Origin of the sequence: Methylobacterium sp. Leaf123, from assembly GCF_001423405.1 — a bacterium.
Taxonomy (GTDB): Bacteria; Pseudomonadota; Alphaproteobacteria; order Rhizobiales; family Beijerinckiaceae; genus Methylobacterium.
The window spans coordinates 1-20,907 of record NZ_LMNS01000011.1 but is presented as its reverse complement, the minus strand read 5'-3'; the positions used below and the strand labels follow the sequence as shown (position 1 = coordinate 20,907).

20 protein-coding genes, 1 tRNA gene and 1 pseudogene are annotated in these 20,907 nt (G+C 68.8%); 11 read left to right on the top strand and 11 right to left on the bottom strand.

Annotated elements, in window-relative coordinates; genetic code table 11:
• Positions 1-15 precede the first annotated feature (15 nt).
• Together ASF53_RS09665 and oxlT are read right to left on the bottom strand one after the other, a co-directional pair.
• Complete coding sequence (locus ASF53_RS09665; protein ID WP_056197442.1) at positions 16-792, bottom strand: fumarylacetoacetate hydrolase family protein; 777 nt, start codon at positions 790-792, stop codon at positions 16-18.
• Positions 793-803: 11 nt separating this feature from the next.
• Positions 804-2,114 (bottom strand): oxalate/formate MFS antiporter, encoded by a 1,311-nt coding sequence (gene oxlT, locus ASF53_RS09660; protein WP_056197402.1) that lies wholly within the window; start codon positions 2,112-2,114, stop codon positions 804-806.
• Between the two features lie 303 nt (positions 2,115-2,417).
• Here oxlT and ASF53_RS09655 point away from each other — a divergent pair, with 303 nt between their 5' ends.
• Together ASF53_RS09655 and ASF53_RS09650 are read left to right on the top strand one after the other, a co-directional pair.
• Positions 2,418-2,621 carry a CsbD family protein gene (locus ASF53_RS09655; protein ID WP_056197399.1) on the top strand — a complete coding sequence of 68 codons (204 nt, stop codon included), beginning with the start codon at positions 2,418-2,420 and terminating at the stop codon, positions 2,619-2,621.
• Between the two features lie 130 nt (positions 2,622-2,751).
• Positions 2,752-3,168 carry a CsbD family protein gene (locus ASF53_RS09650; RefSeq protein WP_056197397.1) on the top strand — a complete coding sequence of 139 codons (417 nt, stop codon included), beginning with the start codon at positions 2,752-2,754 and terminating at the stop codon, positions 3,166-3,168.
• Here the strand turns inward: ASF53_RS09650 and ASF53_RS09645 are convergent.
• Complete coding sequence (locus ASF53_RS09645; protein ID WP_056197395.1) at positions 3,152-4,093, bottom strand: diguanylate cyclase domain-containing protein; 942 nt, start codon at positions 4,091-4,093, stop codon at positions 3,152-3,154. The two genes, ASF53_RS09650 and ASF53_RS09645, sit on opposite strands and share 17 nt — an antisense overlap.
• A 140-nt stretch (positions 4,094-4,233) precedes the next feature.
• Between ASF53_RS09645 and ASF53_RS09640 the strand changes: the two genes are divergently transcribed.
• On the top strand, positions 4,234-5,010 hold the full coding sequence (locus ASF53_RS09640; RefSeq protein ID WP_056197392.1) for a creatininase family protein: 777 nt from the start codon (positions 4,234-4,236) through the stop codon (positions 5,008-5,010).
• Between the two features lie 19 nt (positions 5,011-5,029).
• On the opposite strand, the gene ASF53_RS09635 is transcribed toward ASF53_RS09640, so the two are convergent.
• From ASF53_RS09635 to ASF53_RS09625, 3 genes are all read right to left on the bottom strand, one after another.
• Positions 5,030-6,310 (bottom strand): hypothetical protein, encoded by a 1,281-nt coding sequence (locus ASF53_RS09635; protein WP_056197390.1) that lies wholly within the window; start codon positions 6,308-6,310, stop codon positions 5,030-5,032.
• Between the two features lie 263 nt (positions 6,311-6,573).
• Positions 6,574-6,649, bottom strand: a tRNA-Thr gene (locus ASF53_RS09630).
• A gap of 223 nt (positions 6,650-6,872) precedes the next feature.
• Positions 6,873-8,945 (bottom strand): sensor domain-containing protein, encoded by a 2,073-nt coding sequence (locus tag ASF53_RS09625; protein ID WP_286134284.1) that lies wholly within the window; start codon positions 8,943-8,945, stop codon positions 6,873-6,875.
• A 504-nt stretch (positions 8,946-9,449) separates the two neighbouring features.
• On the opposite strand from ASF53_RS09625, the gene ASF53_RS09620 reads away from it, so the two are divergent.
• Positions 9,450-9,764, top strand: coding sequence for a DUF167 family protein (locus ASF53_RS09620; RefSeq protein ID WP_056197389.1), 315 nt, complete (start codon positions 9,450-9,452; stop codon positions 9,762-9,764).
• Between the two features lie 25 nt (positions 9,765-9,789).
• Here ASF53_RS09620 and cmk read toward each other — a convergent pair whose 3' ends face one another.
• Together cmk and aroA are read right to left on the bottom strand one after the other, a co-directional pair.
• Positions 9,790-10,458: a (d)CMP kinase gene (cmk, locus tag ASF53_RS09615; protein WP_056197386.1), complete on the bottom strand. Its 669-nt coding sequence runs from the start codon at positions 10,456-10,458 to the stop codon at positions 9,790-9,792.
• Positions 10,455-11,816: a 3-phosphoshikimate 1-carboxyvinyltransferase gene (gene aroA, locus ASF53_RS09610; RefSeq protein WP_056197384.1), complete on the bottom strand. Its 1,362-nt coding sequence runs from the start codon at positions 11,814-11,816 to the stop codon at positions 10,455-10,457. The genes cmk and aroA overlap by 4 nt, the downstream gene beginning before the upstream one ends.
• A 378-nt stretch (positions 11,817-12,194) precedes the next feature.
• Here aroA and ASF53_RS09605 point away from each other — a divergent pair, with 378 nt between their 5' ends.
• Positions 12,195-12,461: a hypothetical protein gene (locus ASF53_RS09605; RefSeq protein ID WP_502690579.1), complete on the top strand. Its 267-nt coding sequence runs from the start codon at positions 12,195-12,197 to the stop codon at positions 12,459-12,461.
• Between the two features lie 180 nt (positions 12,462-12,641).
• On the top strand, positions 12,642-13,019 hold the full coding sequence (locus tag ASF53_RS09600) for a TIGR02300 family protein (protein WP_082482617.1): 378 nt from the start codon (positions 12,642-12,644) through the stop codon (positions 13,017-13,019).
• Between the two features lie 182 nt (positions 13,020-13,201).
• Here the strand turns inward: ASF53_RS09600 and ASF53_RS09595 are convergent, their stop codons facing one another.
• From ASF53_RS09595 to ASF53_RS09585, 3 genes are all read right to left on the bottom strand, one after another.
• A complete protein-coding gene (locus ASF53_RS09595; RefSeq protein WP_056197438.1) occupies positions 13,202-13,933 on the bottom strand; it encodes a ferredoxin reductase in 732 nt (243 codons plus the stop codon).
• 13 nt (positions 13,934-13,946) lie between these two features.
• Positions 13,947-14,552, bottom strand: coding sequence for a sulfite oxidase-like oxidoreductase (locus ASF53_RS09590; protein ID WP_056197381.1), 606 nt, complete (start codon positions 14,550-14,552; stop codon positions 13,947-13,949).
• Between the two features lie 169 nt (positions 14,553-14,721).
• Positions 14,722-15,222 (bottom strand): hypothetical protein, encoded by a 501-nt coding sequence (locus tag ASF53_RS09585; protein ID WP_056197378.1) that lies wholly within the window; start codon positions 15,220-15,222, stop codon positions 14,722-14,724.
• Between the two features lie 344 nt (positions 15,223-15,566).
• Between ASF53_RS09585 and ASF53_RS09580 the strand changes: the two genes are divergently transcribed.
• The 5 genes and pseudogenes from ASF53_RS09580 (at position 15,567) to ASF53_RS09560 (ending at position 20,705) form a co-directional block, all read left to right on the top strand.
• Positions 15,567-17,750 carry a TonB-dependent siderophore receptor gene (locus tag ASF53_RS09580; protein ID WP_056197376.1) on the top strand — a complete coding sequence of 728 codons (2,184 nt, stop codon included), beginning with the start codon at positions 15,567-15,569 and terminating at the stop codon, positions 17,748-17,750.
• A gap of 55 nt (positions 17,751-17,805) precedes the next feature.
• Positions 17,806-18,990, top strand: coding sequence for a PepSY-associated TM helix domain-containing protein (locus ASF53_RS09575; protein WP_056197373.1), 1,185 nt, complete (start codon positions 17,806-17,808; stop codon positions 18,988-18,990).
• 89 nt (positions 18,991-19,079) lie between these two features.
• The gene (locus ASF53_RS09570; RefSeq protein WP_056197372.1) at positions 19,080-19,811 is read left to right on the top strand and encodes a Crp/Fnr family transcriptional regulator; all 732 of its coding nucleotides are present in this window, start codon (positions 19,080-19,082) and stop codon (positions 19,809-19,811) included.
• Positions 19,812-19,905: 94 nt separating this feature from the next.
• Positions 19,906-20,154 (top strand): annotated as a pseudogene (locus ASF53_RS09565) (GTP-binding protein); the annotation flags it as partial.
• A 167-nt stretch (positions 20,155-20,321) separates the two neighbouring features.
• A complete protein-coding gene (locus ASF53_RS09560) occupies positions 20,322-20,705 on the top strand; it encodes a VOC family protein (protein ID WP_056197369.1) in 384 nt (127 codons plus the stop codon).
• Positions 20,706-20,907 lie beyond the last annotated feature (202 nt).

Below are 20,907 nucleotides of genomic sequence, written 5' to 3'. Positions count from 1 at the left end.
TGCTTGAGCGTGCCTTTAATCGAACCGGTTCGAGAGCGTTCCGATGCCCTCGATCACCACGTCGACCGTGGCGCCTTTGGGGATCGGACCCGACCCCACCGAGGTACCGCAGGCGATCACGTCCCCCGGCTCCAGCGTCAGCCCCTGGGAGAGCTGCGCCACGAGGCGGGGCACCGGGATCAGCATGTCGCCGATCGGAAAGTTCTGGCGTTCGCGCCCGTTCACCAGGGTGCGTACGGTCAGCGCCGCAGGGTCGAGCCCGGTGGCGATGACCGGACCGAACGGCCCGAAGCCGTCGAGGCCCTTGGCGCGGGTCCACTGCGTGAAGCTCGCATCCGCCTTGAGGATCGCCGAGGCGGTGACGTCGTTCACGCAGGTGAAGCCGAAGACGTGGTCGGCGGCCTCTTCCTCGGTGAGGTCGCGCGCCGCCTTGCCGGCCACTTGGCCGATCACGATTCCGAGTTCGCCCTCGTAGAGCGCCCGGCCCGCCGCCTCCGGCACCGCCACCACCGCGCCGGAGGGCCGGAAGGTGTTGGCGGGCTTGATCAGGAACAGGGGCGCCTCGGGCCGCGACAGGCCCTGCTTGTCCATGAGCGCCCCGAAATTGTTCCACAGGGCGATCATCTTCGAGGGCCGGCAGGGCAGGCCGACGCTCACATCCGCGAGCGCCAGCACCTCACCCGTCGGCCGGTTCTCGCCGAACAGGTCGCCCTCGCAGACCTCGATCCGCTCGCCGTCGAGCCGGCCGAAGCCGGACTCGCCGTCGCGGACGAAGCCGATCCAGCGCGTCACGGTCGCCTCCGTCACTGGTTGCGGGCCACGAAGCGGGCGCGCATCGGCTTCAGGACGAAGAGCGCGAGGAAGCCGGCGACGAAGGCCATGCCGGAGGCGAGGTAGAACACGTTCTGCCAGGAGCCGGTGGCGGTCTGGATCGCCAGGAAGGCCGGCAGCATCAGCGAGGCCGTGCCCTTGGCGGTGTAGAGCAGGCCGGCATTGGCGGTGGCGTTCTTGTCGCCGTAGGTGTCGGCGCAGGTCGAGGGGAACAGCGAGTAGATCTCGCCCCAGGCGAAGAACACGAGGCCGGTGAGCAGCACGAAGGCCATCGGCGAGTGGGCGAACATGCCGAGCGCCAGGATGCCGGCCCCCTCGATCATGAAGGCGACGAACATGGTGTTCTCACGCCCGATCCGGTCGGAGATCCAGCCGAAGACCGGCCGGGTCACGCCGTTGAGCACGCGGTCGATGGTCAGCGCGAAGGTGAGCGCCGGCAGGGTCAGGCCCATCAGCGAGACGGGGATCGAATCGACCTGGAAGTCCTTGGCGATGGGCGCGAGCGAGGCCGTCGCCATCAGGCCGCCGGCGGCCATCATCACGAACATCGCGTACATCAGCCAGAAGACCGGGGTGCGGACCATCTCGGCGGAGGAGTACTGGCGGCGGCTCGTGGCGTTGGGGGAGACGCGACCGGCGAGCATCCGCTCCTTGTAGGCCGCGCTCGGCGCGGAGAGCAGCAGGGCGGCGACCATCACGACGATGCCCTGGCCGAGGCCGAAGACGAGGAAGGTGTGCTGGTAGCCGCTGTCGCGGATCATCGCGGCGATCGGGATGACGGTGAGCGCCGAGCCGGCGCCGAAGCCCGCGGCGGTGAGACCGGCGGCCAGCCCGCGGCGATCCGGGAACCACTTGAGGGCGTTGCCGACGCAGGTGCCGTAGACCGCGCCCGCACCGATGCCGCTGATGGCGGCGGCGAGATACAGGAACCACAGCGAGTCGGCGACCGAGTTCATCGCCCAGCCGATGGCGCAGAGCGCGCCGCCGAACAGCGTGACGACCTTCGGGCCGTACTTGTCGACGAACCAGCCCTCGATCGGCACGAGCCAGGTCTCGGTGAGGACGAAGATCGTGAAGGCGACCTGGATCGCCGGCTTGCCCCACTGGTACTTGTCGTTGATCGGATTGACGAACAGCGTCCACCCGTACTGCAGGTTGGCGATCATCGACATGCACAGCACGCCGAGGATGAGCTGTCCCCAGCGCCCGCCCAAAGGCGAATCGGCGCGCGAGGCGGAATAAGCGCTGGCGCCGGGTAATGGATCGGCGGCTTGAACGGCCATGGAGCGGTCCCTCGAACTCACGTCTTCTTGGCGGACCGGAACGGGTGCCCGGCTTAGCCATATTGGAATTTTGGATACCGCATACGTAACCGCTCGTGACCCAAGCGCTGACAGGAAAATATTTGGCCGCCGCCCAGATATTTTTTGAACGTCGCTCCGGTCGTGGCGGCTGCGAATGCAGTGGCCGACGCGTGTGCGGCGATGCACGCCCCATCATAGGAGTGGAACCAAGCGCTCCGGGCTCCCGTTCAGTTTGCCGAGAGCGTCGCGAGGCGACGCAAGACCCATGAACGGAGAAACCCGATGAGCAGCACGACCGACAAGATCAAGGGCGCCGCCAACGAGGTCGCCGGCAACGTCAAGCAGGGCGTCGGCAATGTGACCGGCAACGACAAGCTGCAGGCCGAGGGCAAGGCGCAGGAGGTCGAAGGCAAGACCCAGCGCACCGTCGGCGAGGCCAAGGAAGGCGTGAAGAACGCCGCCGATGCGGTGAAGAGCAAGCTCTAAGGCCTTAGGCCGGCAGGATTTCCCAACCCAAATCCGACGGCCGAAGCCGCACCTGACCGGGTGCGGCTTCTTCATTTCGAGCCCCCTCATTGGGTGGGCTCGGCAGATATTTGATCAAAGGGAATTCATCATGAACCGGGACCAGATCGAGGGCGGCTTCCGCAACCTCAAGGGCCGTGGCCGCACCGTGGTCGGCGCTGTCGCAGGCCGGGCCCGTCCGCAGGTCGAGGGTGCCTACGAACAGGTCGCGGGCGTGGCGCAGGCGGCCTATGGCCGGACCCGCGAGCGGGCCGAGGACATCTACGAGGACGGCTACCGGATCGCCGACGAGGCGGTCTCCCGCGGCCGTCACCTGCGTGACGAGGCTACGCGACGGGGCCGCCATCTCCACGACGAGGCCCATGCCCGCGGGCGGCATCTGCGCGACGAGGCGAACCGGCGCGGTCGCGCCCTCGCGGTGCGCGCCGAAGAGAACCGCGGCTCGACCCTGGCCCTGGTCGCCGCGGCCGCCTTCGGCCTCGGCTGGATTCTCAGAAGCCGTCGCTGACACCCACCCGTTTGAGCGCCTCCTTGGCCGCGTAGAGGACACGGTCGGCCCGCGCGAGCAGGGCATCGACCGTGTCCTCGGGGCCCTGTGCCGAAGCGAAGCCGAGACTGGCGCTGATCCGCACCGTCTCGGCCTCGATGGCGATGGGGGCAGCGATGACCGCACGAACGGCCTCGGGCGACATGGCGATGCCGTCCGGCAGGATCAGGACGAATTCGTCGCCGCCGGGCCGGGCCGCGAACAGGCCTTGCGAGGCCGCCAGCTCGGCAAGCCGGCGGCCGACTTCCGTGAGGACGCGATCACCCGCGGCATGGCCGAGGCGATCGTTGACCGGCTTGAAACCGTCGAGATCGAGGCAGAGGACGCCGGGTCGCTGTCCGGCAGCCAGTCGCCCCGCGAGATGCTCGCGCAGATACATCCGGTTGGGCAGGCCCGTGAGGTCGTCGTGGCGGGCGATGTAGCGGAGCCGCTCGTTGGCCGCCTCCCGCTCCGTCACATCCCGGTCGATGCCGCGATAGCCGCGCAACGCGCCGTCGGGACCGAGCAGCGGCACGCCGCTGGTTTCCAGCACGACGATGCGTCCGTCCTTGCGCAGGTTGCGGTTGAGAAGCTGGGCGAAAGGCCGCTGCTCGGCGGCGATGGCGCCGAAGATCCGGCCGACCCGCTCGGCCTCGTCCGGCGGCATGAAGTCGAAGGGGGTCCGACCCAGCACCTCGTCCGGCTCGCGGCCGAGCAGGGCGACGCATTGGCGCGAGGCATACGTGTAGCGCCCCTGCGCATCGACCTCCCAGATCCAGTCCGAATTCTGCTCCAGCATCTCCCGCAGGCGGGCCAGTTCCCGGCGCATCGACTCGGACGAGTCGTCATTCGCCGCACCCGTATCGGAGGGCATCGCGCCAAGCCTGTTCTGGGGAAGGGTGTTCACGAGGATTCGGCAATGGCAAAGGGGACAATCCGGCAACTCTTGCGCCAACTTGACTAACGCGCGGTTGATGCGGTTTCCGCTCGAACGAGACCGAAAGCGTTTGAGCGCGGCGCTCGACCCGCGACCACGGAGATGACAGCATGCCGGCGCGATCCTGGCTCGACCTGACCACGGCGGAAATCCGTGCCCGCGACATGAGCCGCGCCATCGCGGTCCTGCCGGTCGCCGCGGTGGAGCAGCACGGGCCGCATCTCCCGCTCGGGACCGACACCCTGATCGCGGAAGGCTATCTCGCGCGGGTCGCAGAGCAGGTGCCGGAGGCGCTCGACGTGCTGCTCCTGCCGGTCCAGGCGGTCGGCAAATCGGACGAGCACGATTCCTTCCCCGGCACGCTGAGCCTGACCGCGCCAACCGCGCTTGCGGCCTGGACCGAGATCGGCGCGAGCCTGCACCGGGCGGGCTGCACGAAGCTCGTGATCGTCTCGTCGCACGGCGGCAACAGCGCGCTCATCGACCTCGCGGCGGGCGAGCTGCGCGGCCGTTTCGGCATGGTCGCAGTGACGACCTCGTGGAGCCGGCTCGGGCTGCCAGAGGGGCTGTTTCCGGCGGGTGAGATCCGCCACGGCATCCATGCCGGCGGCATCGAGACCGCCTTGATGCTGGCGCTGCGGCCCGAGCTCGTGCGGCGGGACCACATCCAGGATTTCGAGTCCCGCACGGTGGCGATGGAGCGCGACTTCGCGCTGCTGCGCGCCGGCCGCCCGGCGGCCTTCGCCTGGAAGACGGAGGACCTCCACCCGTCCGGGGCTCTGGGCGACGCCCGCCTCGGCACGGCGGAAGCCGGCGAGGCCGCCCTCGATTACGGCGCGCGCACCTTCGTGCGGCTGCTGGAGGAGGTGGATCGGTTTTCGCTGTAGCGGCGTCGCACCGCCCGGCTCAGAGCGGCAGGGCGGGCTCACGCTCGGGGCAGGAAGCGGGGGCGAGCACCTGCTCGCGCAGCCGTTGCGGGCCCAGGGTCATCGCGAAGAAATCGTAGGCGCCCGGCCGCTCGTTCGCGAGCAGGAACTGGAAGTGCATCCGGAAGGGCCGGAAGCGCACCCGCCGGTAGGTCTCCGGGCAGAGCAGGTCGCGAAACCGCGCCGAGCGCACGAGGGGATTGGCGATCGGCTGCCCGTGCAGGTCGAGACCGAGATGGTGCAGCGGATTGAAGCCGGGGAAGTTCATCCAGTCCTGCGGCGCGTGGAAGTCGCACCAGACGATGCGCCGCTCCGTGACGAGGCCCGCGATCTCCGCCCGCAGGCGCTTGGCCGCCGGCTGCATCGCCACGAGCGGTAGCCCGGACCCGAGGGTCGCGAGGGAGAGGTTGGCGCCGGAGGTGCCGATCGTCCGGTCACGGGCGAGCACGCGCACCGCGACTTCGACTGCCGTCAGCCCGCCGGAGGAATGGCCGACGATCATCACCTCGTCGGTCGCCTCCCCCGCCGCAGCCCGCGCCGCGAGGGCGGACAGGATATGCGCGGCGAAGGCATCGAGGCGGCGCTCGTAATCGGGCCGCCAGCCCTGGCCGTGCTGCCAGTTGAACACCCAATCGTTCAGGAGCTGCCAGAAGAAGACGCGGTTCAGGAAGGCTTCGATCGCCTTGATCCAGACGATGCCCGCCACCACGGCCAGAGGCAGCGAGACCCAGAGCGGCAGCCGCAGGCTGTGGCCGAACCCGTCGCCGAGATGAGCATGCACCGTCACCCCGATGACGAGGGACAGGGCGGTGAGCAGGACCACCATCACGAAGGGGTAGAGGATGACGTTGCCGTATTTCCAGCTCCGCCGGTAGAAGCGAAACAGCAGGCCGATCAGGATCATGTGCAGGGTGCCGGCGACAAGAAGCGCCACGCTGAGAAAGCGGGAGCGGGCGAAGTCGGCGGCGACGATGTCGTCCCACAGAAGGACGTCGTAGCGCGTCTCGGCCCCGTCGCCCTGCTCGGGCGCACTGACGGTCCAGCTCTGGACCAGCCCGTCCTCGCTCGTTTGCGCGCGGGAAATCTCCCGCTTGCCGCCGAACCGCTTGGTGTAGCGGGTCCATTCCCGCATGAAGAGCAGCCGGTAGCGGGTCTTCGCCTCGGGATCATAACCGGGAATGTAGAAGACGTAGCGGTGGCGCACCGGCTCAGGCCGGGCCTCCTGCAGATCCGGCGGCGTGAAACTCAGCGATTTACGCATACGTCCGAACGCCCCATCCGGATGACGGCTTCACGCCGTGGCCGAACGCCTCAGCCGCCCGTGGAAAGAGCCTTAAACCTTTTCTAAATGCACCATCATTGGTTACATTTCTAAGAGTTCTGAAAGGGAGCCAATGCCGCGCTTCCCCTATCGCGTCACGCGTCGGTGACGATTGCCCCGTGCCGCATCTCGGGCCGGCAAGCCATTGATCTGGACAATGCTCGCGGGCGCTGCCCGGCCTGTCTGCAAGATCGCGGGTGGGATGGTGCCGGTTGCGGGACTCGAACTCGCGACCTACCGCTTACAAGGCGGTTGCTCTACCAACTGAGCTAAACCGGCAGCGTACAATCCGCTATCAGCCTGCCCCGAACGGCGCAAGCGCATCCACAGCCGCCCACTCCACTTGTTCAGTCCTCACCCTGTATATTGCGCACAACTGAGCTTGTCTGCGTGACGAGCCCAAGCATTGGGGTCAAGCCGGCATCGGGCCCTCCGTGCAAGACCCGATCGAACGTCCGGTTCCGATGGGAACGCGAGTGAGGCGGCTTGCGGAGGGTCGTTTTCAGGCGGCCTCCGGATGCCCCTGGACCCCTGCCTCATGGGTCTTCGACGCAGCCGCGCGCCGTGCGGGCCGGCGCAGCCGGGCGGGGGGATCGAGGCGCGCCGTCGCCTCCGGGCGGCCGAGCAGGTAGCCCTGCAGATCGAGTCCGCGCTCCCGGGCGAGCAACCGGCGCTGCTCGTCCGTCTCCACCCCCTCCGCCGTGATCGCGAGACCGAGGCTGCGCGACAGGCCGATGATGGCCCGAACGATCGCGGTCGAATGCGGCTCCCGGTCAAGGCCCTGAACGAAGCTCCGGTCGATCTTGATGCGGGTGAGCGGGAAGGTGTGGACGAAGCTCAACGACGAGTAGCCGGTCCCGAAATCGTCGAGGGCGATCATCACCCCCAGCGCCCGCAGCCGCCGGAGCAGGTTGAGCGCCAGTTCCCGGTTTTCCAGAACCGCCGTCTCGGTGATCTCGATCTCCAGGCGCTGAGGCGGCAGGCCGCTCTCGGCGAGCGCCCGCTCGACGGCATGGAGGAAGAGGGCACTCCGCAACTGCGTCGCCGAGACGTTGACGGCCACGGTGAGAGGGACGGGCCACGCGGCTGCCTCACGGCAGGCCTCCGTCAGAACCCAGGCCCCGATCTCGGGCATCAGGCCCGCTTCCTCGGCCACCGGCACGAACTCCGCAGGCGACATCGCCACCCCGTCCGGCCGCCGCCAGCGGAGCAGCGCCTCGAAGCCGATGGTCGCGCCGGTTCGGGCGCGCACGATCGGCTGGTAGTGCAGGACGAATTCGCGCCGCTCCACGGCGCGATTCAGCTCCGCCTCGAGTCTCGACCGCGCCGCGGCGCGGTCGCCCATCGCCGGGTCGTAGAAGCTGTAGCGGTTCCGGCCCTGCCTCTTGGCCGCATAGAGGGCGAGGTCGGCATTGCGCAGGAGGAGATCGGGATCGCACCCGACGGGCGGTGCCAGAGCGATGCCGATGCTGGCGCCGATCCGGATCGGCAGCCGCTTGACGGCGTAGGGCTGGTTGAGGGCATCGAGGAACTGCTGGGCGGTGCCCGCGAGCCGGTTGGGGTCGGCGGGTCTGAGGATCACCGCGAACTCGTCGCCGCCGAGGCGCGCGATGACGTCCCGCGGGCTCACCGTCCGCCGCAGGCGAAGGGCGACCTCCTGGAGCAGTCGATCGCCGACCGCGTGGCCGAACGTGTCGTTGATCGGTTTGAAGCGGTCGAGATCGATATAGAGGACCGCACAGCGCCCGCCCGTCTCCGCGGCGAGCGTCTCGGTCAGGATCTGATGAAGCGTCGCGCGGTTGGCGAGATCCGTCAGGGGATCGTGCTGGGCAAGGTACTGGATCTGGTTCTCGAAACGGCGCCGCTCGGTCACGTCGGCGAAGGTCGACACCCAGCCGCCCGCGGCGAGCCGCCGGGTTGTGACCGACAGGATCCGGTCCTGATGCATGATCTCGGAAATCGCAGGCTTGTGGAGGTCGAGATCGGAAAGCAGATGGTCCCGCAGGAAGAGGAGAGCGGCGGTTTCGCTGAGCGCCTCCGACAGCACCGCTCGGATCGTGGCGCCGGCCAAGGGCTCACAGCCCGGCACCGCGAGGATCTCGTGCATCCGCTCGTTGGCGAGGACCACGCGCTCCGCGCCGTCAATGAGGCATAGGCCCTGGGCCATGTTGGACATGGCGAGGTCGAGGTTGTCGAGAGCCGTGCCGAGTTCGACGGCGCTGGCGCGCCGCTCGGTGCAGTCGCGGGTGATCTTGGCAAAGCCGATGAAATGGCCCTCGTCGTCGTGGATCGCGTCGATCACGACATGCGCCCAGAAGCGGGTGCCGTCCTTGCGCAGACGCCAACCCTCCGCCTCGAACCGGCCCTCGGTTTCAGCCGTTCTAAGGCCCCGGTCGGGCAAGCCGGCGGCGCGATCCTCCGGGGTGTAAAAGCAGGAGAAGTTTTGCCCGATGATCTCCTCGGCCGTGTAGCCCTTGGCCCGCTGCGCCCCGGCATTCCAGTTCGCGACGACGCCGTCCGGGGACAGCATGTAGATCGCGTAGTCCGTCACCCCCTGAACGAGGAGGCGGTACATGATGTCGGCATCATCTTTTCGGGTCGGCATCATCGAATCGTGCAACTCGCTTCAAGGCGAGAGGAAAGCCACAAAAGTTAAATCTTGCTGCGGCGCACAGGCTGCGACGCCGCGGCAAAAAATTACTTTCCGAGGCCAACCATCTGCGCTGAAGTTTCGCGTTTCGCGATCAACGCAACCTCATCCGGGCAGGCGAGACGCGTGCTCCATGGCCCACCCCGAACCTGCCCTGAGAAGTCACGATGACGTGAAACCGCGCCGCGAAGACGCTTCGACCCGGCTGCCGCTTTCTCTCGGGGGGATCGTGCCGGACGCGCCCATCGTCCTCCGCTCGAACGGAAGCGGGATCCGAACCGGCTCGTCTCTACGCGCCAGCAGCGCGCATGGGCTCAGGCCGGACCGATGACCCGTTGATTTCCCGATGACACGCCCCCGAGTGGGAGGGATATCCCTCGGCACGGGAGGCTGTCCGCTCTATCGGGAAGCGGAGCCGGCGAGACCCTGATGACGCAAAGCCCCTTCACCCTCGACGCGGACGGCCTCGTCCTGGCGGTGCGGTTGACGCCGCGTGCCAGCCGCACCGGACTCGACGGCGTTCGCATGGAGGCGAGCGGGCGGCCGGTCCTGTCCCTGCGGGTGGCGGCTCCGCCGGTCGAGGGCGCCGCCAACGCGGCCCTCACCGCCTTCGTCGCCAAGAGCCTGGGGCTGCGGAAGGCGGAGGTGACGCTGGTCTCCGGCGAGACCTCCCGCACGAAGCGCCTGCATCTCGCCGGCGATCCGCAGGCGCTCGCGGCACGGGTGGAGGCTTGGATTAATTAAAACCTCGGCGAGGCGGGATAGCCCCTCAGGCGGCCTTGAGCCGCTCGACGATGGCGACCGCCTCGGCGAAGGCGGCTTCGGCGTCGAGTTCGGTGGTGTCGAGCACCACCGCATCCTCGGCGGCTTTTAGCGGGGCGGCGGCGCGGCTCGAATCGCGGGCATCGCGGGCACGGATGTCGGCGAGGATCGCGGCGAGCGTGGTCTCCTCGCCGCGGCCGAGCAGTTCGCGATGGCGGCGGCGCGCCCGCTCTTCCGGGGCGGCGATGATGAACAGCTTCACCCGCGCATCCGGGCAGACGACGGTGCCGATGTCGCGCCCGTCGAGCACCGCTCCCTCCGCAGTCTCGGCGAAGCGCCGCTGCCAGGACAGCAGGGCGGCGCGGACCTCCGGCACCGAGGAGACCCGCGACGCCGCCTCGCCCATCGCCCGCTCCCGCAGGCGCGGGTCGGACAGCCGTTCCGCCGACAGGTCGGAGGCGGCCCGCGCCGCGGCTCCCGTGTCGTCGAGGTCGTCCCCCGCATCGAGCAGGGTCAGCGCGACCGCGCGGTAGAGCAGGCCGGTATCGAGATGCGGCAGGCCGTAATGCAGGGCGAGTCGCTTGGCGAGCGTGCCCTTGCCCGAGGCGGCCGGGCCGTCGATGGCGATGACGAGGGGCGTGTTGTCCCGATGCACGGCGATATCATCCGGGATCATGCGGCGGCCCCGTCCTCGATCCGGGCGCCGAGCGCCAGCATGGTCGGGCGGAAGCTCGGGAAGCTCGTGGCGATCATCGCACCGTCATCCACGGTGACGGGGCTCTTGGCGGCGAGCCCCAGGACGAGGAAGGCCATGGCGATGCGGTGATCGAGATGGGTCGCGACCGTGCCGCCGCCCGCGGGTGCCTGCCCGTCACCGGTCACGATCAGGTCGTCGCCCTCGATGGCGTGGGCGACGCCGTTGGCGGCAAGCCCGGCGGCGACCGCCGCGAGCCGGTCGGATTCCTTGACCCGCAATTCGTGCAGGCCGTTCATTCGGGTCGTCCCCTCGGCAAACGCCGCGGCGACCGCCAGGATGGGATATTCGTCGATCATCGAAGGGGCCCGCTCGGCCGGCACATCGACGCCCTTCAGGCGGCTCGCGCGCACCCGCAGGTCGGCCACCGTCTCGCCCCCCTCCTCGCGCTCGTCGAGGCGGGCGATGTCGGCCCCCATCTCGATCAGCGTGGTGATGAGGCCGGTACGCAGCGGATTCATCATCACGCCGCGCAGAATCACTTCGGAGCCCGGCACGATCAGAGCCGCCACAAGGGGGAAGGCGGCCGAGGACGGATCGGCGGGCACGACCACGTCGGTGCCGCGCAGGGTCGGCTGGCCGGTGAGCGTGACGGTGCGGCCATGACCGCCCTCGCCCGACGGCGTGACGGTCACCTCCGCGCCGAACAGGCGCAGCATCCGCTCGGTATGGTCGCGGGAGGCGGCTGTCTCGATGACGGTGGTGGTGCCCGGCGCGTTGAGCCCGGCGAGCAGCACCGCCGACTTGATCTGCGCCGAGGCCACCGGCAGTTCGTAGCGGATCGGAATCGCCTCGCGCGGGCCTCTCAGGGTCAGCGGCACGCGCCCGCCCTCGGCCTCGGACACGATCTCGGCACCCATCTTCAGGATCGGATCGAGGATGCGCCGCATCGGCCGTTTGCGAAGGCTCGCATCGCCGTCGAAGGTCGCGGTCACGGGCTGGCCGCCGACGACGCCCATCATCAGCCGCGAGCCGGTGCCGGCATTGCCGAAATCGAGCACGCCGTCGGGATCCTGCATCCCGCCGATGCCGACGCCGACGATCCGCCAGCGCCCCTCGCCCTCGCGGGTGATCTGCGCCCCGAGCGCCTTGGCGGCGGCCGCCGTGCGCAGCACGTCGTCGCCCTCCAGAAGCCCCTCGACCCGCGTCTCGCCGATGGCTAGCATGCCCAGGATCATCGCCCGGTGGGAGATCGACTTGTCGCCCGGCGGCTTCAGGGACCCGTTCAACGGGCCTCCGGGATACGCGGTGACGGGCTGCGGTTCGGAATCGTGCGACACGGGAATCTGCGTCTTGCTCGAGCGCTGCGCTGAGGCGTGTCGGCACCGGGAGGGCACCGAGAGCCGCCCGCCGGACAGGCCCGGCGCGACCGGCGCCCGTTACCACGCGGACCGGCCCGCGTCATCCGGAAGGCCGGCGACGGTCTGATGGTGCTGGCGGAACCCTCGCTACGGCTCGCTCGGCGGCCCCGCCAACAGAGTACTATTCTGCCGGAATATTCCAACCTCTAGTGATAAACCTCCGGTCGCGGACAGTTCCGCCGCCGATCACGCGCGGCGCGGCACTCGACTGAGTTTCGTTAATCCGGCCCTGTGCAAAATAGGGGCAGGGCATGCTTGGCGCTGCATCAAACGGTCGACAAAGACAATCATATGCTTATAGTTCAGGCCATGACGCCCATGCGCCAATGCCTCCGCAAGGTTGATCATGCTTCGGCCAGCGCCGATTCGGCGGCGGGCACATGCATTGTTGAAGCCTTGAACGAGCTGGAAAGCGCCTATCGCCGCCCCAGCGAACGCATCGTCGCCCTCGAAGCCGTCCTTCATGAGTTCGACCGCGGCGGACGGGTGGGCGAGACGGCCTTCGGTCGGCTCCTGCGCATCAACGTCGAGCGGCGGCAGAACAAGTGGGCGCGTCGCGCCTGACACCGCCCCATCCTTCGTTGCAACCGTTCTCGCCGGGCGCCCGGCTTCGCCCTTCGGCACCCTGCTCGTCGTCCAACGCGGCATGCTCCGTGACACGGCGTTTGACATGGGCGGAGGCTGCGACTAACGGGGCCCCTCCCCCGGATCCTTTCCGTTATCCGTCCCCAGAGGTGCGCAGCCGTGGCTAGACCGGAACTCGGCGTCAAACGCCAGTGCATGAATTGCGGTGCCAAGTTCTACGATCTCGACCGTGATCCGGCGACCTGCCCGAAATGCGGCACGATCTACCAAGTCGCGACGTCCCGCGTCGCCCCGCCCGTTGTCAGCCGCACCACGGATGACGACGAGGACGAGGACGAGAAGGCCGGCCCGGAGATCGTCTCCCTCGATGAGGCCGAGGCCAGCGAGGACGATGCCGATATCGCCGTGGACGACGAAGAGGGTGGCGACAACGCCGCCGGGGGAACGGACGACGACACCTTCCTCGAGGAAGAGGATGGCGACGACGACGTCTCCGATCTGATCGACAACGATTCGGACGGCGACGAGGAAGGCTGAGCGCCCGCCGCCGAACCCGGAGACCGGTTCGGCAACCAAGGCGCCCTCGCGTGAGCTTGAGGAGAGCCGGTTCTGATCCGGGCCGGCTCCCTTGCAGAACGGCCGCGGACAGGCTGGCGGCCTTGCCGTCGAAGGGCGATCCTTGCGCCCTTCCCGCTCGGGGCCCCCGAACCGGAACGACGTCAGCCGCCGAACCGCTCCGTGCGGACCACGCCCGGCTTCACGCCCGCATCCACCAGCAGATCGGCCACCGTGCCGACGAAGCCGTTGCTGCCGCAGACAAAGGCGTGGCGCGGCATCCCTAAGCATTCAATCGCGGTATCGATCATCACGCGGTCGATGCGCCGGCCCGCGGTCGGTCCCTCGCGGGTCAGGAGCAGGGTCAGGTCGAATCCGGTCTCGTCGCGGGAGAGCGCGGCCAGCTCCGCCCGGGCGATGGCCTCGGCGGCATTGCGCACCGAGTAGATCAGCAGCATCGGCACCTTGGACGCCCGCCGCGTCCGCGCGCGCACCATGGCCAGCAGCGGCACGATGCCGGAGCCGCCGCCGATCAGCAGCACCGGCCCGCCCTCCTCCGGGCTCCACGAGAACGCGCCGAGGGGACCGCGCAGCTCGATCGCGTCGCCGATTTCGGCCACGGTGTCGAAGAAGCCCGAGACCTCGCCCGCCTCCAATCCCTCGATCATCAGCTCGATCCCGGCGGGATCGTCCGGCGCCGAGGCGATGGAGTAGCTGCGCTGCGCCTGGTAGCCGTCGGGCGCGGTGAGGCGCACGTCGACGTGCTGGCCCGCCCGGTGCGGGCGATCCAGGGGGCCGAAGCGGAAGCTTTTCACCCGCGGCGTCACGGGCGTGATCGCCCGGATCGTCACGGCCCGCCAGGGGGATGGCAAGGGCGAGGGCGCGATGCCGGTCACGTCGGGCAATCCTTCAATCGCCGCTGAAACGCTGCTCACGCCAGGGGTCGCCATACATGTGGTAGCCGCGCAATTCCCAGAACCCGGCCTCGTCCCGTTCGGTGAAGCGCAGGCCCTTCACCCATTTGGCGCTTTTCCAGAAATAGAGATGCGGCACGAGGAGACGGGCCGGGCCGCCATGGTCGGGCGGGATCGGCTTGCCGTCGTAATGGGTCGCCACCATCGCCTTGCCGCCGGTCAGATCCGCCACCGGCACATTGGTGGTGTAATCGTCGTGGCTCTCCGCCAGAAGGAAGCCCGTCGGCGCCTCGAGACCGGCCGCCGCGAGGATATCGTCGAAGCTCACGCCCTCCCAGGCGGTGTCGAACTTCGACCACTTGGTCACGCAATGGATGTCGCCGCTCCAGCGGGTGCGGGGGAGTTGCATGAACTCGTCCCAAGTCCAGCTCGCCAGCGGTCGCGAACCCTGGCGCAGGGTGAAGCGCCAGCCCTCGGTCGAGACCCGCGGTGTCGGCCCGAGTTGAAGCACGGGGAAATCGTCGGTGAGGTACTGACCCGGCGGAAGCCGCTCGCGGATCGCCGCGGCGGGGGGCCGCCCGGTAAAGCCTCGCGTCGCCATCACGCTCCTCCGCCGTCCCATCTGCCGGGAGCCGTGCCGGCGCACCGCCTCCCTTGATCCCATACGAGCCCCAGGGGCGGCAACGGAGCTTCGCCCGAAAGCGTTCCGCGTCACCCCATGTTCCCCCAAGGCGCCCTGTCCCCCAAGTGCCTTTTGCCCCAATACCCCGTCAGGCCGGCCGTGACACGTCGGAGCGCGGAAGCCGCAGGATGCGCGGCCGCCAGATGCCGAGCACGACGTTGATGACCGCGACCGCGAGGATCACCCAGAGGGTGTTGCTCTCGGCCGCCAGCGCGCCCGTGAGGGTGGCGGGATCGATCTCGCCCCGGAGCGCGGCGGCGCTGCGCCGGGCCTCCTCCTGCATCGGCCCCTGGATGCCGACGAAGCCGCCCTCGAACACCAGCACGCCGGTGGCGAGCTTGATCCAGGCCCACCCCGCTTCGCGAAAGCCCGGATGCAGCGCGACCGCCAGCAGCCCGGAAATCAGCGTGAGGCCGAGCGAGGGCAGGAAGATCCATGTCGCGACCGAGCCCATCGCCCCGCGCATCAGGGCGTAGCCGGCGAGCGAGGCGGGGGGCGGGGTGTGGCTCAGGAGGATGACGAGGCAGGCCATCGCCCCCATCAGCCCGACCGCCCCCATCGTGTGCAGGAACTTGAGAAGGCGTCGCATGTCGGTGCGCCCCGGCCATGGCAATCGCGCAAGGATTGTCGGGACGATTGTAGACATGAAAGCGCACGCGGCGCGAGCAGCCTCCGCGGGGGCAACGCCGCCCGCGAACGAACCGAACATCGGCGCCGCAGGATCGCTTCGAGCGAAGACTTCCCGGACATGCAACCGACGCAGCCTCATTTTTACTTTAGACCCAGAATAAAATGTTGTTCTTGCGCAACGACGCGCTCTCTAAATCGGACAAATCCCACAAAATAGACAAGCAAACGCTTGCCGCGTTCAAAGCCACATATGTAAACGCGCCGTACCGACTCCGTGGAGCCGGCTCTCGAATCGGAACGGCCATGAGCAACGCAGCGCAGGGAAGACCGCATCCCGTCACACCGGGATCGGCCGCGCTCATCACCGGCTCACGCGTCCTGCTCGGCCTCGCCCTGTCCTGGCCCCTCGGCGCCCAAGCGCAAACCGTCCCCCCGGAGGGGGCCGAGGCGGTTTTGTCCGAACTTTCGGTTGCGGGCAACGGCGAGCGGGCGAGCGGTCCGGTCGTCGGATACCGCGCCACGCGCTCGGCCACCGCGACGCGGACGGACACGGCGTTGCGCGACACGCCGCAATCGATTCAAGTCGTCCCGCGCGAGGTTCTGGTCGATCAGCAGAATGTGCGCCTGACCGACGCGCTCACCAATGTCAGCAACGTCCAGCCGGGGGGCACCATTCAAGGGCGCTCCGACACCTACATCCTGCGCGGCTTCCGCACGCAGACCTACGCCATCGACGGGCTGGTGCTGAACCCGGCCAACACCTTTCAGCCGACGCAGCGTGACCTCGCCAATGTCGAGCGGATCGAAGTGCTCAAGGGCCCGGCCTCCGTGCTCTACGGCCAGGGCGACCCCGGCGGCCTGATCAACATCGTCACGCGCCAGCCGACCCTCACGCCCTCCGCCGACCTGACGGTCCAGGGCGGTTCGTTCGGCTTCCGGCGGGTGCAGGGCTCGGTTTCGGGCGCGATCCCGAGCGTGGAGGGGCTTGCCGCCCGCTTCAGCTTCGGCACGCAGAACGAGGCGACCTTCCGCGATTTCGGCGGCCCGGAAAACTCCCGGCACTTCTTCGCGCCGGCCTTCGTCTGGACACCCGATCCTTCGACGCGGGTCTACCTCAACGCTGAGTTCACCCGTCAGCACAGCCAGTACGACGAGGGCCTGATCGCCTTCCGCGGCCGGGTGCCGCTCGATAACATCCGCCGCTTCTACGGCGAGCCGTGGTCGCGCTATTATGGCGAATCGAACTCGATCACCCTGCTGGCCGAGCACGACGTCAATGAGAACCTGACCCTGCGGCAGGCGGTCAACGGCCAGTGGGGATCGTTCAATCTCCTGGCGACCCGGGCGACGGGCGTGAACGCCGCCGGCACCACGGTGGCGCGGCGCCTCACCGAGGGCGAATCGATCTATCACTCGATCGACAGCCGGACCGAGGCGGTCGGGCGCTTCATCGATCCGTTCGGCTTCCGCCACACCGCCTTGGCCGGTTTCGAGATCGTGGACGGGTTCCGCCATCCGTTCACGACGCAGGGGACCGCGACCTCGGTCTCCTTCCTCAACCCGATCCGGGGCTCGGTGCCGCAAATCGGCACGCTCGCCCTGCAGAGCGACCTGCGGCAGAAGCTCAGCCTGTTCGGCGTCTACATGCAGGACCAGATCGAGTTCTTTCCCGGCCTGCAGCTCGTGCTCGGCGTGCGCTTCGATACCGCCGACCAGCTCTATTTCCAGCGCACGCCGACCACGCGGACGATCCCGCCGGAGCAGCACCTCACCGGGGTCTCGCCGCGGGTCGGCCTCGTCTGGCGGCCGGTGGAGCCGCTCACGCTCTACGGCAGCTACACCACCTCCTTCGTGCCGCAGACCGCCAACGTCCTCGACGTCGCGAGCCCGCCCCCGGAGACCGGCGAGCAGGTGGAGGTGGGCGCCCGCTTCGACCTGATCCCCGACCGGCTCACGGTGAGTGCCGCCGCCTTCCGCATCCTGCGGGCGAACGTCGCCGCCTCCGATCCGGTCAATACCGGCTTCTCGATCATCACCGGCCAGCAGCGCTCGCAGGGGTTCGAGGGCGACATCGCCGGCGAGATCCTGCCGGGCTGGAAGGTCATCGGCGGCATCGGCTATCTCGATGCCGAGGTCACGAAGGATGCGACCGTCGCCATCGGCAACCGCCTGCCGGCGGCCCCGGTCTTCAGCGCCAGCGTCTGGTCGACCTACCAGTTCCAGGGCGGCCCCCTGCATGGCTGGGGCTTCGGCGGCGGCCTCACCTATGTCGGCGAGCGCTTCGGCGACATCACCAACACCTACAAGGTCGGCGCCTATGCCCGCCTCGACGCGGCTGTGTTCTACGAGATCGACCCGACCTGGCGCTTTGCCGTGAACGGCCGCAACCTCACCGACCGGCGCTACATCGAGCAGCCGTTCAACCCATTCAACAACCAGCCCGGCGCGCCCCTGACCGTGCTCGCCAGCCTGACGGCGCGCTACTGAGGGGCGCGCCGTCCGGAAACCGAACGCCGAACCGAACTGACTTTTTCCGAGCGTCATGCCCTCAGCCTTCTCTCCCACCCGCACCGTTCTGTTTCGCCTGCACTGGGCGCTCGGCCTCACCGCCGGGCTCGTGCTCGCGCTGATGGGCCTCACGGGCGCGCTGATGAGCTACGAGGAGGCGATCACCGCCTTCGCCAACCGCGACCGGATCCAAGTCTCGGCGGCGCAGGACCGGCCGCCGCTCACGCCCTCGGCCCTGGCGGCGCGGATCGAGGCGCAGTTGCAAGGGCAGCGGGTCTCCGCGCTGACCCTGTCGGGCGATCCCGCTCAGAGCGCCGTGGCGCGGTTTGCCCGCGACCGGGCCAGCGGCGGGCGGCCCGCGCCCGTCTACGCCGACCCCACGGAGGGGACCGTGCTCGGCCCCGTGCGGCTCGAAGCGTTCTTCGCCACCGTGCGGGAATTGCACCGCTGGCTGCTGCTTCCCGACGAGGGCAAGGGCTGGGGCCGTACGATCACCGGCGCCTGCGCCATCGCACTGCTCGTCTTCCTCGGCAGCGGGCTGTATCTGCGCTGGCCCGGCCGGCACGGCTGGCGGGTCTGGCTCCGGCCGAACCTCGCCCGGCCCGGCCGGGCCCGCTGGTGGTCGCTGCATGCGGTGGCCGGGACATGGCTTCTGCCGCTCTACGCGGTGAGCGCCCTGTCGGGCCTGTGGTGGTCCTATGAATGGTACCGCGCGGGCGCGACATGGCTACTGACCGGCCAAGCGGCCCCGGCGCGGGCCGCAGACCGCGCGCCCGGCGGCAAGCCCCCCGAGGGCAAGATCCCGGAAGGCTCAGTGGCCGTCGATACCGCCTGGGCGGAGTTCTCGGCCACGCGCCGGGCGGCTCTTGCGACCCTGACCCTGCCGGGGCCGGAGGCCGCGGCAATCCGCATCCGCTGGTACGCACCGGATTCGAGCCTCCGCAACGAGGCCACCTACGACGCCCGCACCGGCGCCTCGCTCACCGACAAACGCGCCGCCGACGCGGCTCTCGGCCCGCGCATCGCCGACAACATGCTGGAGGTGCATCGCGGGCGCTTCTTCGGTGCGCCCGTCGCCCTGCTGTTCTGCCTTGCGGCGCTTGCGCTCCCCGGCTTCTTCGCGACCGGGCTGACTCTCTACGTGCTGCGCCGCCGGGCCGGGCGGCGAAGGGCTCCCGTCCGCGCGGCCCAACCGGCCGAGGCCTCGGCACGGGGGTAACTGCGCGGCTCACGCGCCGTCCAGCGGCATAGAACCCAGACTTCCGAGCCGGCGTTCCCACAGGAACACGCGAGGGGCCGGAGCCAGCGATGGGCGTATCACCACCACGAAATCGCCTGCTACAGGCGCTGCCGCCGAGCGAGCTGGAACAGCTCCTGCCGCCCTTCGAGCGCGTCGAGGTCCGCAGAGGCGACATCCTCTGGTCCGTCGGGGATCCGCTGGATTTCGTCTACTTTCCGGAGGCCGGATTGTCGTCGAACGTGGCCGTCACGAGTGAGGGACGGCGGATCGAGGTCGGCTGTTTCGGCTATGAGGGAATGGTCAGCACAGCCAGCGTGTTGAACGTGGATCGCGCGCCCCACGAGCTTCTGGTCCAGGTCGGCGGTCCCTGGCTGCGGATCGGGGTCGAAGCGTTCCGCGACGCGCTGCGGAACAGCCCCGCCCTGCACGACCTGCTGCTGCGCTACACCCACACGGTGATGACGACCGTGAGCCAGACGGCGATGTCGAACGGCGCCTACTCCGTCGAGGAGCGGCTGGCCCGCTGGATCCTCATGGCGCACGACCGGCTGGAGGGCGACGATCTCTCGCTTACCCACGATTTCCTGTCGATCATGCTGGCGACGCAGCGATCGACCGTGACGCTGGCGATCCAGGCGCTCGAGGGCTACGGCGCGATCCAGGCCAAGCGGGCCCTGGTCACCGTCCGCAACCGCGGGATGCTGTGCGACCTCGCGGGCAACAGCTACGGCCCCGCCGAAGCCGCGTACGAGCGCCTGATCGGCCCGTTCCGGAAGAGCCCGGCCGCCGCCCCCGAGTGAGGGCCGGCCGAGACGCATCGGTCCTCGCCGTTCGATCCGGCCGCCTTATCTCGCCTGGAACGGCATGGGGAAACGCGACCGATGTCTCTGCGGCTTCGGCATCTGGCTGTCGATGCTGCTCAACCGCCATGGCCACCGCATCCTGAGGGTCAAGGGTATCCTCGATCTCGCCGGAGAGGCGCGGCCGGTCGCCGTCCACGGCGTGCAGCATCTCGTTCATCCGCCGACGCATATGGCGGCTTGGCCGGAGGGGCCGCGCACCTCCCGCCTCGTCTTCATCGTGGACGGGATCGAGGAGGCGCGCATCCGCGCTTCGTTCGAAGTCTTTGCCGGCCTTGGCTGAGGCGCGATGCCGACGGTGCGGCCGGTCCGCGCGGAGCGGCGGTGCGCCTAACCCTCAGGACCAAGCTCATAGGGAAGGAGAGGCGTTGGCAGGATCAGGACTTGATGCGCGGCGCGCGTTAAGCTCCCCACAGGCCGGTCGGCATACGAGCGATGGGAAGGGCGGACATGAAGGTGACGGTTTCCATCGATGTCCCGTCGATCGAGGAGGGTCTGACGTTCTTCGGCGATGTCTTCGGGTTCGTCGAAACGGCTCGGCCTCATCCCGGCTTCGCGATGCTGACGTCGGGCGACGCGACGATCGGGCTTCTGGCCAAACCGGCCGGATCATCCCCTGCGCCGGGAAGCAACGACCTGCGCCGGTATGAGCGCCATTGGACACCGGTTCACATCGATTTCCGGGTCGATGACTTCGAAGGGACGCTCGAACGCGCTTTGGCGAACGGCGCAAGATCAGAACAGGTGCACCGCGTGCCGGGCTTTCCCCCGGTTGCGTTCTGCAGCGATCCTTTCGGACATGGCTTCTGCATCGTCGGCACGAACACGCTTTAGTGCCTCTCACAAAACTCCCGCTGCGCCGTCATCGCCAGGGAGAGAACGGTCAGAGATCGGGAGTTTTGTGAGGCTCTTAGCCCCCGACCGCGTCATCGATCTGGCCTGCTGCCGGTTTCACGGACACCCAGTTTAGGTGTGATGATGAAGCCGGAGGTGCTCCATGCAGCGTCGCAAGTTCGGACGTGAGTTCAAGATCGAG